The 14,251-nt window shown below is 37.4% G+C and carries 19 protein-coding genes; all 19 read right to left on the reverse strand.

The features are described 5' to 3' along the window. Nucleotide 1: 1 nt before the first annotated feature. The 19 genes from LPC11_RS08230 to LPC11_RS08320 all read right to left on the reverse strand — a co-directional run bounded on the left by LPC11_RS08230 (nucleotide 2) and on the right by LPC11_RS08320 (nucleotide 14,251). Nucleotides 2-3,973 (reverse strand): phage tail protein, encoded by a 3,972-nt coding sequence (locus LPC11_RS08230; RefSeq protein ID WP_231307214.1) that lies wholly within the window; start codon nucleotides 3,971-3,973, stop codon nucleotides 2-4. An 18-nt stretch (nucleotides 3,974-3,991) separates the two neighbouring features. After that, nucleotides 3,992-4,339 carry a hypothetical protein gene (locus LPC11_RS08235; protein WP_058709633.1) on the reverse strand — a complete coding sequence of 116 codons (348 nt, stop codon included), beginning with the start codon at nucleotides 4,337-4,339 and terminating at the stop codon, nucleotides 3,992-3,994. A gap of 44 nt (nucleotides 4,340-4,383) precedes the next feature. Continuing rightward, the gene (locus LPC11_RS08240) at nucleotides 4,384-4,746 is read right to left on the reverse strand and encodes a tail assembly chaperone (protein ID WP_050969105.1); all 363 of its coding nucleotides are present in this window, start codon (nucleotides 4,744-4,746) and stop codon (nucleotides 4,384-4,386) included. A gap of 63 nt (nucleotides 4,747-4,809) precedes the next feature. Next, nucleotides 4,810-5,373, reverse strand: coding sequence for a phage major tail protein, TP901-1 family (locus tag LPC11_RS08245; RefSeq protein ID WP_023373485.1), 564 nt, complete (start codon nucleotides 5,371-5,373; stop codon nucleotides 4,810-4,812). 55 nt (nucleotides 5,374-5,428) lie between these two features. Next, nucleotides 5,429-5,815, reverse strand: coding sequence for a hypothetical protein (locus tag LPC11_RS08250; RefSeq protein WP_119547408.1), 387 nt, complete (start codon nucleotides 5,813-5,815; stop codon nucleotides 5,429-5,431). A gap of 11 nt (nucleotides 5,816-5,826) precedes the next feature. Beyond that, nucleotides 5,827-6,177 carry an HK97-gp10 family putative phage morphogenesis protein gene (locus tag LPC11_RS08255; RefSeq protein WP_058709616.1) on the reverse strand — a complete coding sequence of 117 codons (351 nt, stop codon included), beginning with the start codon at nucleotides 6,175-6,177 and terminating at the stop codon, nucleotides 5,827-5,829. Beyond that, complete coding sequence (locus tag LPC11_RS08260) at nucleotides 6,177-6,479, reverse strand: hypothetical protein (protein ID WP_050969102.1); 303 nt, start codon at nucleotides 6,477-6,479, stop codon at nucleotides 6,177-6,179. The genes LPC11_RS08255 and LPC11_RS08260 overlap by 1 nt, the downstream gene beginning before the upstream one ends. Then, nucleotides 6,476-6,811 carry a phage head-tail connector protein gene (locus LPC11_RS08265; RefSeq protein WP_058709615.1) on the reverse strand — a complete coding sequence of 112 codons (336 nt, stop codon included), beginning with the start codon at nucleotides 6,809-6,811 and terminating at the stop codon, nucleotides 6,476-6,478. The genes LPC11_RS08260 and LPC11_RS08265 overlap by 4 nt, the downstream gene beginning before the upstream one ends. Nucleotides 6,812-6,831: 20 nt before the next feature. Then, the gene (locus tag LPC11_RS08270; protein ID WP_391540752.1) at nucleotides 6,832-7,746 is read right to left on the reverse strand and encodes a phage major capsid protein; all 915 of its coding nucleotides are present in this window, start codon (nucleotides 7,744-7,746) and stop codon (nucleotides 6,832-6,834) included. A gap of 17 nt (nucleotides 7,747-7,763) precedes the next feature. Beyond that, a complete protein-coding gene (locus tag LPC11_RS08275) occupies nucleotides 7,764-8,369 on the reverse strand; it encodes a DUF4355 domain-containing protein (protein WP_058709613.1) in 606 nt (201 codons plus the stop codon). Nucleotides 8,370-8,482: 113 nt separating this feature from the next. Further along, nucleotides 8,483-8,632: a hypothetical protein gene (locus LPC11_RS08280; RefSeq protein WP_167321428.1), complete on the reverse strand. Its 150-nt coding sequence runs from the start codon at nucleotides 8,630-8,632 to the stop codon at nucleotides 8,483-8,485. Then, nucleotides 8,619-8,777 (reverse strand): hypothetical protein, encoded by a 159-nt coding sequence (locus LPC11_RS08285; protein ID WP_167321429.1) that lies wholly within the window; start codon nucleotides 8,775-8,777, stop codon nucleotides 8,619-8,621. The genes LPC11_RS08280 and LPC11_RS08285 overlap by 14 nt, the downstream gene beginning before the upstream one ends. Nucleotides 8,778-8,787: 10 nt before the next feature. Next, nucleotides 8,788-9,738 (reverse strand): minor capsid protein, encoded by a 951-nt coding sequence (locus tag LPC11_RS08290; protein WP_058709612.1) that lies wholly within the window; start codon nucleotides 9,736-9,738, stop codon nucleotides 8,788-8,790. Beyond that, entirely contained in the window at nucleotides 9,725-11,179 is a 1,455-nt protein-coding gene (locus LPC11_RS08295; protein WP_058709611.1) for a phage portal protein, read from the reverse strand. Before LPC11_RS08295 ends, LPC11_RS08290 begins: the two co-directional genes overlap by 14 nt. After that, nucleotides 11,179-12,468, reverse strand: coding sequence for a PBSX family phage terminase large subunit (locus LPC11_RS08300; protein WP_050969097.1), 1,290 nt, complete (start codon nucleotides 12,466-12,468; stop codon nucleotides 11,179-11,181). The genes LPC11_RS08295 and LPC11_RS08300 overlap by 1 nt, the downstream gene beginning before the upstream one ends. Beyond that, nucleotides 12,461-12,955: a terminase small subunit gene (locus tag LPC11_RS08305; protein WP_058709632.1), complete on the reverse strand. Its 495-nt coding sequence runs from the start codon at nucleotides 12,953-12,955 to the stop codon at nucleotides 12,461-12,463. The genes LPC11_RS08300 and LPC11_RS08305 overlap by 8 nt, the downstream gene beginning before the upstream one ends. 79 nt (nucleotides 12,956-13,034) lie before the next feature. Beyond that, nucleotides 13,035-13,286 (reverse strand): hypothetical protein, encoded by a 252-nt coding sequence (locus LPC11_RS08310; RefSeq protein WP_058709610.1) that lies wholly within the window; start codon nucleotides 13,284-13,286, stop codon nucleotides 13,035-13,037. Nucleotides 13,287-13,368: 82 nt separating this feature from the next. Next, entirely contained in the window at nucleotides 13,369-13,794 is a 426-nt protein-coding gene (locus LPC11_RS08315; RefSeq protein ID WP_071565463.1) for a transcriptional regulator, read from the reverse strand. Between the two features lie 118 nt (nucleotides 13,795-13,912). Further along, nucleotides 13,913-14,251, reverse strand: coding sequence for a hypothetical protein (locus tag LPC11_RS08320; RefSeq protein WP_058709609.1), 339 nt, complete (start codon nucleotides 14,249-14,251; stop codon nucleotides 13,913-13,915).

The raw sequence follows: 14,251 nt of genomic DNA on the forward strand, positions 1-14,251 counted from the left end.
CCTAAAATGTAAACATAGAATCTTGTTTGGCTAATTCGCCATTAACGATAGCTGTTAAAGCCTCATTGTTAAGATCAAACTCAACTTTAACTAAACGCTTGGACGGATTAGTTTCAAATGTATGTTTGTGATTGATTTGTGTATTTAAATTAGCGTTAGCTTTTTGTAAGTTACTTTGAATATCTGGTATCGCAAGTTGTGAGTTAAACGCTTTAGTAATATTAGTAGCCATTGAGCCCATACCACTAATGACGTTTTTACCTTCTTTGTTGATACCGATATTCAAGCCTTCCATCGTCCATATACCAAACTGACGGAACAACTTAGATGGTGAACCAATATGAAGTGCACTCTTAGCTGCATTCACTGCACCACTCACTACGTTTCTAGCAACTGACGCAACATGACTCGCCATCGATTTAATACCATTGATTAAACCTTGTATTAAATCTTTACCGACTGAAATCATGCTACTTATAAAGCTACGTGCAGCACTTACTGCATTTGATACACCACTTCTAACATTACTAACTACGCTAGACATACCGCTCATAACCGCGCTAATGATACCGTGCATTGCGCTTGAAACCGCACTGAGCATGTTGTTCCAACCATTACGCACGAAACTAACGACGGCTGAGACTATACTTGATACAAAGCTAGAAATCGATGACCAAACACTTGATATCACGCTTGAAATAGACGACATAATTGAACTTGTAACGCTCATCAATGATGACCAACCAGCCGAAACAAAAGCGACAATTGATGACACTATCGAGCTGACAATACTAACAATCGCCGACCAAATCGCCGAAATAATTGATGATAAAGTTGACATAATCGTTGATGTCACAGTAAGTAACATAGTCCAACCTGTTGATACGAATGTGATGATGGATTGAACAACCGTAGTGATTACAGTCACAAGTAAAGACCAAATAGTCTGTGCTACTGTAACGAGTGTCGTCCAAATTGTCGTTGCTATAGTAACGATATTCTGCCAAACAGTAGCTAAAAATGTACCTAAATTTTGAATCACAGTCATGATTGTAGTGACAATTAACGTCCAAATAGTCTGTGCCACAGTGACTAACGTCGTCCAAATCGTAGTGGCTACGGTTACTATGCCTTGCCACAATGTTGATAAGAAAGTGCCTAGCATTTGAACAACCGTCATGATCGTTGTAACAATACTTTGCCAAATAGACATTGCTATTGCGACTAAAGGACCTAGTATTGTTTGGAATTGTGTAACGATTGTAGTCCATAAATTTGATAGCCAATCGCCTAAAATTTGGAAGATGTTTTGTGCCATTGTAACAATCGTCTGCCAAATTTGTGCGCCTGCATTTGAAATGGTCTGCCATGCGCCTTGCCAATCGCCCGAAAGTAATTGAAGTAAAGCGGTAACCGTACTGATGATAATTTCTAGCGCTACTTGTATAACCGCCTTAATAACTTCCCACGCAACTTTGACGATAGTAACAATAGTATTAAAAGTTTGTGCGATGATTGGTCCTAAAACCTGTATCGCAGTTTCTACTATTGCAACGATCTGATTCCACGTATTTTGGAAAATTGGTACTAATGGTCCCATCACTTCTTGTACTCGAGCAAGTAATTGACCTAAAAAGCTAATGACTGCTTGAATCGCAGAACCTACCGCGCTAGCTATCGCATTCCACGCACTTGTGACCGCATTTCTAACGACCTCTGATGAGTTCCATAAAGCGACGAATATAGCAATCACTGCTGCTACTGCTGCTACTATTAATAAAATAGGGGCGTTAAGTGCAGAAAAGGCTAATCCTAAACCTTCTAATGCGCTCATAATCGCACTACCGATTGCTGCGAACGCCTCAGCTGCTGTTGCAGTACCAGTTAGTGCCATCGCGAATTGAGAAATAAATCCAATAGCTGATAAGATTGGCGGTCCAATCGTCATGAATATACCTGCTAACGTAGAAATTACACCTAAAATTGCACCGATGGCTGGGTGTGCCTCAGTTAGCTTAGCAATAAAGCCTGTAATCGCTACTGCAACATTTAATACCGCAGAGGCTAATGGTGCCATTGCAGTACCAACCGCAATAAGTATTCTTATAATATTACCGACTAAAGTTACGAGCTTAGGTCCATTCTCTTGTACGTATTGAATGAACTGTTTAAAACCGTCGCTTTCTGCTACGGTAGCGCTCCATTCTGCGAACTTGGCAGACATTTGCGCTAATGATGAAAGAATGATGTGTGTGTTAGGTGCGAATGCTTTCATTAGGTTGAATATACCTTTGAACGTATTACCGAAAATCTGACCGATTAATGGTAAATTCTGTTTCGTATATTCGATAAATGATCTAATAGCGTTCTGACCTTCTGTGCTTTGAGCCCATTTATTAAATGCTGCGCCCATTTTAACGAATCCTTGAGATACCCATTCGGCTAATGGGGCTAACTGCGTTAACACGCTAATAATGCCACTGCCAAATTGACCTGCCGCATTTAACATATTGTTAAAGATATTAACACCAGTAGTACCCATCATTTGGAAGAATTTTTGTGCTACTTGTGAGTTTTTAGCCCAATCGAGCATTTTAGCACTTGCCTGTTCCATTCCTTTAGAAACGCCAGTTAGGAATGGTGTTAAACCTTTTAACGCTACCTTAGCAGTATTAACGCCATTTGCTAACGTATTAAATATCTCTGCTTGATTCTGTTTGATTAAGCCTTCCCATGTTGATTTAAGTCCATCTACTGCGCTCTGGTAATTCTTAACTTCACTGGTTGCTTGTAACGTACCATTCTCGACCATTTGCAATGCCGATACTGCCATAGCACCAAAGCCAACCACGCCTGCACCTGCTGCTGCAAATGATCCTGCAATGCCAACTGCACCACCAGCAACAACACCTGCTGCATTTAACACTGCCATTAGAGCTGGAACGATACTCGCAATTGCCGGAACAAGTAATGAGATGTTAGATAACATGACACCTTTAATCATGTTACTGAATACAGTACCGAATGTGCGAATGTCATTCGCCACAGTATCTAATACGTTATTAGCGTTTTCTAAACCTTGATGAAATGCTTTTAAGCCTCCAACGGCTTTCTTCTCATCAACAACAAGCCGTGTGCGTACAACATTAGGTATTGAACGTAACATCGCTTTAAAGATACGAATTTGAGCGACTGGAGCTCTTTGATCAACTTCAAGTTTGGCTTTAGCGCGTTGTCGAGCAAAGTCATTCAGTGATTTTTTTGCCGAAGTGATTTGTTCTCTTGCTCTTGTAGCGTCTGCACTTAATTGAGCGTCATAAACATTATTGTCGATATACTTCAAACCAGCCTCTAATGTTTTGATATGAGCTAATCCTTTTTCGATATCTACATCAGCTATTGTATTAATGTCTTTACCATCTAATTTTTCAATATACGTTTGTACTTTTCTAAAATCATCAAGCGCCTCTTTAACTTCTGCTTTAACCTCGACTTTAGCTTTTTCAGAATTAAGTTTTTCTAACTTTTCATCGGCTATAGCTAGTTTTTCTTGAAGTTTGTTAATTTTAGCGTCAACTTCGACTGATGGGTGTTCTCTTTCTAACATACTCAATTCATTTTGCGCAGTTAGAATTTGAGTCTCAAGTTTAGAAATGTCAGCGTCTAAATTAGCCTCACTCTTTCTAGTTTTAAAGTTATCTAAATAACCTTTAGCAACTTCAAAATTTTGTTTCACTTCTTTGATATCTAATGTTAGATCAGCGTCAGCATGCGTTTGTTCAAAACTCTCAATCGCTTTTTTAGCCTCATTAACGCCTTTTGTCACACCTGTCGTATCTGCGTCTAGTTTTATATCTTTGATACTCTCAGCAACTGCTTTAAAGTGTTCTGTATCGCCGATAGCTTTTCTAAACTCACGCTTAAACTTATCTGTATCAGCCTTCAAAGTCGTACTAATTTGATAATCTGCCACGTTCTACACACCTCCAATCTATTTTTTATTAAAGTTAGCAATCATTTGTAATAAGTCTTTGTTTGGTTTATTATCTTCAAACTTCGATTCACTACCGAATTTGAGCGGCTCGCCTTTATTAAGACGTTTAACATTCGCTTGATAATCGATGATTTCATCGGCGTTACTGAATTTGTATTCCATTTCGCCTTTTTTGCCACCTTTTACATTTTGTTCTGCTTGTGCGTCACGAATAGCAAAAGCTAGCTTATACATTTCCATATCTTTATCAAGTTGTTCATATTCAAGCGCCCACATTCGATAATTAAATTCGCGTAACGTCATCGTTTCTATATCTTTTAAGTTATATATTTTCAACTTACTCATACATAGAACAATTAGACGATCATACGTCATTACATCATCATCGTTTATTTCTTCTTCTTGTTCTTCTTGTACTCGTCTGGCACTAGGTTTTGGGTTAACACATTCTTTCCCAGTTCCTCGATAGTTTCTTCACAAAATTCTTCTAGCCCTTTATTCTCGATGATATCTTTTAACACTTCTTCTAAATCTTCATCGGTTTTAGGTGCTTTTTTATGATGTGATACTGCCGCTTTAACAATTTTTGATAATGCTGCAATGTTGTTTGTTTTTAAGTTAGGAATAAGTAAATTTAAACCTTGACCGACTGCCATTTGGTCAACGTCGAATCCTAACTCTCTATCTATTTCATTCACAAATCTTAATCCGAAAGATAACTCTAATTCTTGACCGTTAAAATTAATATGCATAATGTAATAACCTCACTTTAATTTGTTTATTTAATAAAAAAGGAGGGCGTTAAGCCCTCATAATTATTTGTCTGATGTTGGTTTAGTAGCTGTTGATGGTTCGTTTGGTTGCGGAATACTTTCGGCAAGTCCGTCATTTGCCGGATCACTTGCAACTGTATCGTGGAAACCGTATTGAGCTTTGTTTTGCTCGATAACGTCCGGTAATGTAGCCCAACCACGAATTTTCTTCATGTAAACGCCGTATTCAACTTCAAACTCTGCAATACCATCAGCCTCGTTAGAACGAGTGATCGAATTGAAATAACCTTGTCTATATTCAGCTTTATATTTACCGTTCTTTTGAACGCGTTTGTTGATTACCCAAACTTCATAAGGTCTATCCTCCTCAGTAGCGTCCTCAACTTCATCTGCTAACGTGTCATCATGATTCATGTAGCAAGTCCATGTAACTGTACTTTCTAAAGAACCACCGCTATTAACAGAACCGTCCATAGTTGCCTCTGTGTCACGGTCTTTTTCTGTTTCACGTTCCATTTCTGTAATCCACATTACTTTGTCAGCGTCCTCTTTAGCGCCAACCGGACGAAGTAAAATTAATTCATCAGTACCCTGTTTAATTGCCATAGGTTAATACCTCCAATTTATAGTAATAAAAAAAGCAACTCGACTAAACGAGTTGCTAGTGTGCGTTATATTCAATGTTTATAACTGTGTGTAATAATTCTTGGTTTGTTTCTATAACAGTCATTTCATTAACTGCTAGGTTAGGTTGCGTTAACGTGTAACCATCTAATGAAATATCATTCAATAATATATTTTGAACCTGCATATATAACTCATCATTCGCGCCTTTATCATCACTTACTGACCATATGTGCACGGTAGCACTGGGGGAACCACCGAAACTGTCGAAAGTTAAGCGTGAGATATGGTCGTTAACTGTTTGAATGGCGATGAATGGATATGGTAATTCTTGGTTCAATTCTTTTGTCTCAATGACTGGTACTCCTAATGACTGAAATTGCTCATATAAATAGTTAAATAACTGTAGCTTAGCTGATTGCAAAAAAACACCTCCTAACCGTTTAGAAGGCGTTCAAAATCTTCGTTTATTTGAGTTATAAATTTCTCATATACTGGTTTCATAAACGTTTCTGGTTCCATATATCTCGTGCCATATTCAACGAAACCACTATAACCTGCTTGAGAAGTAACCTCATATTCTAAATGACCGTTTTTCGCACTTTCAATTTGTCGTGCTAGGTTACCAGTCCAGTAACCTTTAACAAAGTTTTTTCTTGCACTTAAAACAGTGTCATCTACAAAGTCATTTGCATTTTCACGTAAAATCTCATCAGCGTCATCATCAATGTCATCGTGTGCCGTATGCAATGCGCCTAGCAACTCATCTATACCATCAACACGCATTATTTAACCTCCTCAACATAGAACACTGTGTCATGTTCATAGTTGATTTTCTTAACGATTAAATACTTAACACCATTAATATAGGCATGAGTTACTTTCGCCTCAAAATGACCGTTTAAACGAATGATATTGATAGCTTTCTTGATGTCGCCAAACTCAACAACAGTTTTCTCTACAGACAATGGACTAATGTTACATGGTATCGGGTCATATACTCGTTCAACTTTTTCGGTTTTATTCGTTTTCGGATTGTACGCCCCTTTAGTTTCAACGGCAAATTGAACACGTTTGTTGTATCTCAATAGAATCTGATACCACCTTTGCGCTCAAGTGTATCAACTGGAAAAAGGGCGTCGATGATTTTATCATAAGCGTCAAAATCGTTTGCCTCGAAACTGTTTGAGCGACCATCTACACTTTCTGATGTCATACCCTCTGCACCTATTCGATTATAACGTTTGCTAGACACTTCAATCACAATGAAGTCTAGTTCAGACGGTATATTGTCATCTGGTTGCTTTGGTATGCGTGATAATAGTTCAGCCTCAACATTTTCAATTATCGTTTTTAACTGCTCATCTTGTAAATCATCAGTTAATCCAATACGAGTTTTAACTTTCTTTAAATAATCCATGCGCTAGCACCTTCTTTAACTTATTGAGCCGGTGTCGCAGCTTGTGCCTTTTCTGGTTTGATATCAACTTTAACTACTGCGTCAATGTTTTCTGGGAACATAGAAATTGCATGCGCCATAATTGTCTCAGTAGTTAAGCGGTTAGAGATGATGTCATGTAACACACCAACGAAACCTGTTTGATCTGTTGCGAATGGGAACGCACGAGATAATTCGCCACGTGGGTTGGCATAAGCAACGTTTAAGTTTTCTGCAACTGTTAACCAAACTTCGCCCTCCGGTACATCAGAGAATTCAATTACACGCACACCAACATAAGTAGTTAATAAGTTTAAACCGAAGAAAGAACCGCTTGAGTTAATTAATCCATCAGCAATGTGACCAGCAACATCGTTAGGGTTAACTAAAGCGATTGGTGTAACTTCTGTGTCTAATAATACAGATAAGTTGGCGCGTCCTTTTGCTAATGCACCTTGCAAGTTCTTACCTTCCAACTTAGCTTTGTTCGTACGTTGTTTGTTGTTTAAAGCTGCACGTAACATATCAAAGAAGTCTGTTCTGAAACGTTTTTGCACATAACGTAATAACTCATTGTCAGTTTGATTAACTGCTAAATCGTAACCATGTGCTTGTACTGCCTCAGCTGATGTAGACTTTCTGAATTTCTTGAATTTCAATTCAGTGATGTCGACTTGTTCACGTTCAACTTTAGTTAATGGGATTTCGTCGCCTTCCGCTACGATACCGTCATTGTTACCTGTTGGATCTACTTTAAAACGATATTGTTTTAATGCAGTACCTACGTTCATAGGAATTTTGTTTGTAATGTTTAAAGCCTCAAATAATTTGTTTAAATTTTCGCCCATTTTGTTAGCGAAGTCGATTGATTTAGCCTCGCCTAACGCTTGAACATCGATTAAATTGTTTTCTGGCATAATTAATAACCTCCGTTTTAGTTAAATAAGTGACGATTGCGTGCAATAGCTTGCTGTCTTTGCATATCGTCTTTAATGTTTAAAATATCTTGTTTTGACATACCGCTAGATGAAACATTTTTCGGAGAACCTTGACGTAACGATTCTTTAACTTTGGCTTGTACCATATCGTTTAAGATTTTAGAGAACGATTCAATCTTCTCTTGTGTTTCATCTGCGTCGGTAGAAACCACAAAGTCTAAAATTTCATCATTTGCTTTAATGTCACGTTCATTCAACATTTTACGAGCAATATCACGCATTTCATAACGTGCTTGTTTATTGCGTAATTCATCATTTTCTTTACGCACTTTTTCAAGCTCATATTGTTCTTGTTGATCTTTATTCATCTTTGCTAGCTTTTTAGCCTCTTCAATGGCGTCTTGCTTTTCTTGTTCCTTTTGTTTCATTCGACGTTTTAACTCATCGTTTAAGCGTTGGTTAAATTCTTCTTCTGAATAAGTCTTTTCGTCTTTTTCTTTGCGTTCTCCTTCTCCGGTTGTTTCATCGTTATTTTCATCAACCTCATTAGATTCATCGGCAAAGAATTGTAATTTAAGTTTTAATTTATCTTGGATATCCATTTGATTACACCTCATTTGTTTACTCTTGATAAGTTTTAAGTCGTTGCATGGTTTGGACTATATACACTTGCGCCTTTTAACGTCATGAGCATGGTTCGGACATAAAAAAGAACCTAAATAAAGTTTTTAGGTTCAAACGATTTCTTATTCTCTTTTTCTTCTTGTCGCTTTGGCTTAGGTGTCGGCTTACTTTCGTTTAGCTTTCTTAATTCTTCCCAAATACCATTTAATGCAGTAACAGCTTGCTTATCATAATTTGACATTAGGGTCGCCCTCCTGTATTGCTTTCTCCAATAACTCAACCTTTTCTAAATCGGTCATGTTGTCTTTAAGAATGTCGTTAGGATCTTGTGCGAATGTTTGTAAGTATTCATCGATAACATTATCAAGTCTTTCTTGAACGCTCATGTTTAACACCTCACTTTTTACCGGAATATTTACCTTTGTTTTTAGCGTAGAATTTATCACGCCAATTCGTAATCTTAGGCATTGTTGTACTTCTGCAATGTGCGTGCATGGGTGGTGCGTTCACACCTGGTGTCATGTCTTTCACTTTGAACGTTTTACCGTCCATACCTCTGCACGTATCACTGGTCTTGTTATCTAGCTTAGCAACGTAAGTGTATTCGCCATCTTCTCCCAACATTTCGAGATACGATATCTTTTGTGCCTCGGTTTGAACACGTGCTGATTCAGTAATAAGTAAACGTTTAGCCTCATATGTGCTAACGCCCATCTTCTTCTTAAACTCAGCAACGTATTCGTTTGGGTGGCGACCACGTGCAACCACGTTAGTAGTTATACGTTCGACCTCTTTACGTACTTTATCCATATCACGCCACAACCGTTTTGACCATGTTGCGCCTTTAAAGTTACTGTTAACGATTGCTTTAATGTGACGGTCTTTAATACTCACATCGCCTAAAATACCGGATTGTCGTTTCGTTTCACGTTCAATCGCATTAACTAAACCTTTTTCGATTTCTTTTTCTACTCGATAACCGTGTTTTTTTACGGTTAAGTCGAGTGTTTGTTTTAACATTCGCTCACGTGAAACATACATCTTAGTATTGTACTTTTTTAGTTCTTTGTTAGCTTTCTCGCTAAAGTCTTTTGTTTCTACATACTCTTTAGCTTTTCCTTTGAATGAGACAACATCAAACTCGTCGATAACCTTTTTAGCCTCTGAAATAGAAATGCCCTCAGACGTCGCATATTTAGCGTAGAATGCTAACAATTCTTTTGCTATCTCTGCATACATTAATGCAATAATACGCTCTATTTCTGCGACCACTTTAGCGTCTTGTACTACTTCGCTATCAATTGTGTTCTGTGCGCGTTCAATCCAATATTTTTTAGCCTCTGTCATCTTCATCATCTACTTTTTCGTTTGATAGTTGAACCTCTGTTTCTGGATAAGCTAATGCGTCAGATTGTTCTTCTTCTTTCTCGCGCTCCCTCTTCATCTTCTCAAGTTCTTCGTTAGGATCATCGATGAAGTCGAGTAACGATAAGCTAGTCGATTCAGAAATCTGACCATGAACCGCATTGAACGCCTCAATTGATTCCATCATCGATTTCGGTAAGTTAGGAGAAAACTGTATCTCAATTTCTTTGTAAGATAATTGCGTTAAGTTCTCGATGTTGATGTTGTTAAATAACAATTTGTAACGTTTCATCAGACCTTTTTTAAATAAGCGTTCTTTAACCGCTCTTAACTGCTCAAGCCCAAACAATTTGTATTGCATAGCTTGACCGGATTGAACGCCACTAAAGTTTTCATCATTTAAGTCTGGTGTGTTCGTTTCTTTGTGTATATCTTTCTGCAAACGACTTTTATATGCCTCAGTCCCCGCTACATCGTATTGTTTATAGATATATTTAACATCTGCTTTACCTTCGTTACCATTTGCATTCATCGACGGTCTGATGTGTACCATGTTTGCGTCTTGAAATGCTTTAGCATCATCGCCCTCTAATTCCATGTTACCGATGATTGCTAACATTGCGTCATTTAAATCTGACATATAGTTAGCTGTATCAGACTGAGCGCTATCGTATGCGTCAATCTTACTCAACACGTTTTCAAAATCGCCTTGTTTGAATTGGTCGTTAAGATATTCAATCACTGGTACATCATTGTAGTAATGCGGTACAGATTCGAATGTTTGAAACTTACCGTTATTAATCTGAATGTAATGAATATCAGTGCTTGTATATACTTCGATGTGTTGAATGGGTATCTTTTGCGCGTTTTCTTTCTCGTAATAGCGTACACCTGCTACAACTTTTTTATCTAAAGTCATATCGTAAACGACAAATGTATTCTTTGGATCTAATAACTTAAACGTGTCTTTATCTTCGAAATCACGATAAACGATTTCATATGCTCTACCGTAAATTGATAAGTTCAACGCTAAATCACTGTTAACTGCGTCTGCGTCATTATGGTCGTTTAGTTCGATTAACTTCGCGTTAGTATTTTCGTCTTTGTGCGTAATTGTGATTGGATTACCTGTCAGATAACCAACAATGAAACGTGACACATACTTCGCAAAATTATGAACAACACGATGGTCTGACTTAGTATCATCTAGTCTACGCTTACCGCTCAATATACCAGTGTTACGTGCTAGGTAATAATCTTCCAACGTTTCTAATCTTGGTACTTGGTCTTGTTTGTGCTTATTAACGAAGTCCCTTAGTGTTTCTTCTTGTAGCAACTCGTCAATATCTTCGACTAAAAAGTCATCGTTAGCATTTCTCGAGAACCTAGCTTTATTAACTAATTCTTTATATCTATTATCCATTAACCTCTTAACATTCCTTTCATGCGACGTAAATCGTTCACATCTTCTTTTTCGGTACGTTTGAATATTAAATCTTCAAGACTGTAACGCAATGCGTCTAGTGCGTGATTGTTCTTATCTATCGGTTTGTTTAACCAGTTACCTTCGTTGTCTTGGTCGAACGTGTATGTGTTCAGCTCTTCGATAGTATGTTCACATGATGGGTGGACGTATATCTTAAAGCCTTGCACATATTGAACACCTGCCATAATCGAACCGCCTGGCTTAAACGCTGCTTTTATTTTGCTAATACCTTTATTGCGTAACTCTGTAATCAATCGCAATTCTCTATCTGCTTTTATCTCTGCGTCTTTCAAACCTTTATCGACAATCATTTTGTATATCTCATCGGTGACCATTGCTTTCTCATAATGTTCATCGTATATATATAATTCTTTATTATCTAAATCGACGACCACACTAACTAATGCAGTAGGGTCGTTTGTGAAACCAAAGTCGATAGCATGTACTTTCAATTGTGTTTCTTTATACTTGGCAAACCAATCAAACTCAACAACCTCAAAGTTATTGTAAACAAGGCCTTCAGCAACACCCCAATCGCCATCACAGACGATTCTTGCGCGTCGTGGATTAGTACGATATAAATCTTCATAACGGTCAATATCGGCTTGGTCTAACCACTCATTAACTCTGAATGTTGTTGTGTTCGAAAACGTGTTTTTTAGTTTAGTATCTTCATCGAAGAAAGTACGTTTGAGCCAATGACGTTCTGACCACGGGTTGAATGTCACTGTTATCTGTTTGAAAAAATCTGGTGCGTCGATACTACCTCGAATTGATTCGGTTACGGTACTAAACTTATCAAACGTTTCAATCTGGTAACATTCTTCAAACCATGCCCAACATAGTATGCCTTTATCTACTGTGATAGAAGTTATCTTTAACGGATCGTCTAAACCTCTAAACAGTATCTTCTGGCCGGTTGGTTTATAAGTTATTTCTGGCATGCTTTCGTTGAATTTAAATAAGTGAGCAACATGTAATTGATTCGCTGCCCACTTTAAATCCGTGTATGTTGATTGCTTGTTAGTATTACTAAAACGTCTTACAACGAGCAAATTAGCCCATTCGTATTGCATTAACCGGTAAATGAAGTTAAGTGCTGTCGTCTTACTCTTTTTGCTACCTCTTGAGCCTTTAACTACCCTGTACATGTCTTTGTTGTGCCAAAATCTGTTGTACCCGCCACCAATTACTTTTGATGGACTGACGAGCTTTCTGTTAGTCATCTTCTGGCACATCGTCTACGAATATAGGTGTAGTTAGCTCAACTTCTTGTCTCTCAGTCCATAACTTATGATGTTTACCTAATAGCTCTAACGCTCTGTTTTGATCGCTAATCTTAGGTGGTTTCTTAACCAACTCAATGCTTTCGTCATAAACTAAATTATGTTTTTCGGTGCTAGGATTAATTTTATAGGTACCCTTTTTAGTAACGATCGGTTCAATCTCAACCGTTTCTGCTCTTGCTGTTCTGGTTAAACGATACAACACTTCTTTACCGGTCATGATTTGTTCATCAAAGAGTTTTTCCTCTACCCCCTTGATGTACTCTTGTATCTTACTGTTCCTTACTAACTCGCTCCCTGTGACTTCTGCTCTACTTTCTTTATAACCTGCTTTTATAGCTGACCTAGTCGCATTGCCGTAACAGTCTGTTCCAGGTATAGCGTACGCCTCTGCAAATGTTCTCTGCCGTTTATTCAATTTATTCATTTCATATACCACCACTTTCACGGTAATTCCATCTTTAAATTTTCCCATAAAAAAATGCCCATAACGGGCAAAAAGCTGTTTACAATAATATTTTTGCGATTTCTTCTAATTCCTTTTTAGGCGATCTAGAAATTATATCACTACTGCTAATTTCAAACGGTTCGTCCCAACCTTTTAACTTAAATGACAACTTACTAATGTTATGGTTTTTTATTACTTTATTTTTTTCTTCGTCGTATCTATCTAAATCAAAGTATTTTAATGTCACTTTATCTTTTTCCAAATCTAATTTTTCAACACTTTTTTCTCTATTATCGAAGAGAGGTGTCATGGTTCTGTAAAATATATAAATACTTTACACTATCATAATATCGCTTTTTAGGTGTCAAAAACTGTCATTTTACTGTCAACTTTCAATATTCTCCGAGTTCTTCCGCCAATCTCACTATAACTTTCTTCTTGATTCGGTGGAATGTGCTTTCCGATATATGCGTCTCATCGCACGTATAAGCCATTGTTTTCTGTCCGAAGTAGTAAGTCTTAATCACGTCTTTCTCTTTCTCTGACGACCTGTTAAACACTCGCTCAATAGCTGTTTTATACGTTTTAATGTTACCTAGCCTTATATCGCTCAAGTAGTTCGTCACGACCATCTCAACTTTAGATGAGTTAGATGGCTTATGTTCGCCACCAATATTTGTGTCGGTTCTGATATATGGGTAACGTGCCTGTTCTCTAATATCGCGAATGCGTTTATCATAATTCGGATAGTCGCATAGTTCATCTTCAAGCTTTCGAACCGTAGACAACTTCAATCCGTATTTCTTCTTTCTACTCAATCGGTTCCCTCCATTCTTGATTAATCTTAAATGTTCATCACTTTCGCTCATTTCTGCTTTTAATAACTATCCAAACTAAATATAGAAGTGGGATTAATACAATATACCAGTCCATCGATTACCCCTCTTTTCTTCTTTGGTATCTATGATGATATAAGAAACCATCTTCGTCGTACCAAAAACTATAAACACCGTCATCTGTGTCATGTTGATAATAATAAAGTATTCGCTTAGTCATGCTGTCAGTACCTTTTTGTGGCTTTGGTAATCGTTCTGGATATATATTTTCGTATCTTTCTTTGATATTAGGGCTATTCATTTCTGACATACGAGATATAAGTTTATCTGCATTTATTTCCAAGAGATTTTTTATCGGATCAAAACTAATTCCATTTTCTTCCAATACTTGAAAAGCAGCTCGATATCGTTTTATCAGTTCTTCATTCATATTCGTCAT

The organism is Staphylococcus sp. HL28, from assembly GCF_021117155.1.
Lineage (GTDB): Bacteria > Bacillota > Bacilli > Staphylococcales > Staphylococcaceae > Staphylococcus > Staphylococcus warneri.

Bases quoted from the DNA above. Each gene is read 5' to 3' on its own strand.
- LPC11_RS08280 (WP_167321428.1), bottom strand. From the start codon at position 8,632: ATGTCAAATTATGATAAGCAAGCTGTTACTGCATTAAATGGTATTTGG.
- LPC11_RS08305 (WP_058709632.1), bottom strand. From the start codon at position 12,955: ATGAATAAATTGAATAAACGGCAGAGAACATTTGCAGAGGCGTACGCT.
- LPC11_RS08275 (WP_058709613.1), bottom strand. From the start codon at position 8,369: ATGGATATCCAAGATAAATTAAAACTTAAATTACAATTCTTTGCCGAT.
- LPC11_RS08320 (WP_058709609.1), bottom strand. From the start codon at position 14,251: ATGACGAATATGAATGAAGAACTGATAAAACGATATCGAGCTGCTTTT.
- LPC11_RS08295 (WP_058709611.1), bottom strand. From the start codon at position 11,179: ATGGATAATAGATATAAAGAATTAGTTAATAAAGCTAGGTTCTCGAGA.
- LPC11_RS08265 (WP_058709615.1), bottom strand. From the start codon at position 6,811: ATGGATTATTTAAAGAAAGTTAAAACTCGTATTGGATTAACTGATGAT.
- LPC11_RS08310 (WP_058709610.1), bottom strand. From the start codon at position 13,286: ATGACACCTCTCTTCGATAATAGAGAAAAAAGTGTTGAAAAATTAGAT.
- LPC11_RS08245 (WP_023373485.1), bottom strand. From the start codon at position 5,373: ATGGCAATTAAACAGGGTACTGATGAATTAATTTTACTTCGTCCGGTT.
- LPC11_RS08290 (WP_058709612.1), bottom strand. From the start codon at position 9,738: ATGACAGAGGCTAAAAAATATTGGATTGAACGCGCACAGAACACAATT.
- LPC11_RS08300 (WP_050969097.1), bottom strand. From the start codon at position 12,468: ATGACTAACAGAAAGCTCGTCAGTCCATCAAAAGTAATTGGTGGCGGG.
- LPC11_RS08285 (WP_167321429.1), bottom strand. From the start codon at position 8,777: ATGAGCGTTCAAGAAAGACTTGATAATGTTATCGATGAATACTTACAA.
- LPC11_RS08240 (WP_050969105.1), bottom strand. From the start codon at position 4,746: ATGCATATTAATTTTAACGGTCAAGAATTAGAGTTATCTTTCGGATTA.
- LPC11_RS08255 (WP_058709616.1), bottom strand. From the start codon at position 6,177: ATGCGTGTTGATGGTATAGATGAGTTGCTAGGCGCATTGCATACGGCA.
- LPC11_RS08270 (WP_391540752.1), bottom strand. From the start codon at position 7,746: ATGCCAGAAAACAATTTAATCGATGTTCAAGCGTTAGGCGAGGCTAAA.
- LPC11_RS08235 (WP_058709633.1), bottom strand. From the start codon at position 4,339: ATGAGTAAGTTGAAAATATATAACTTAAAAGATATAGAAACGATGACG.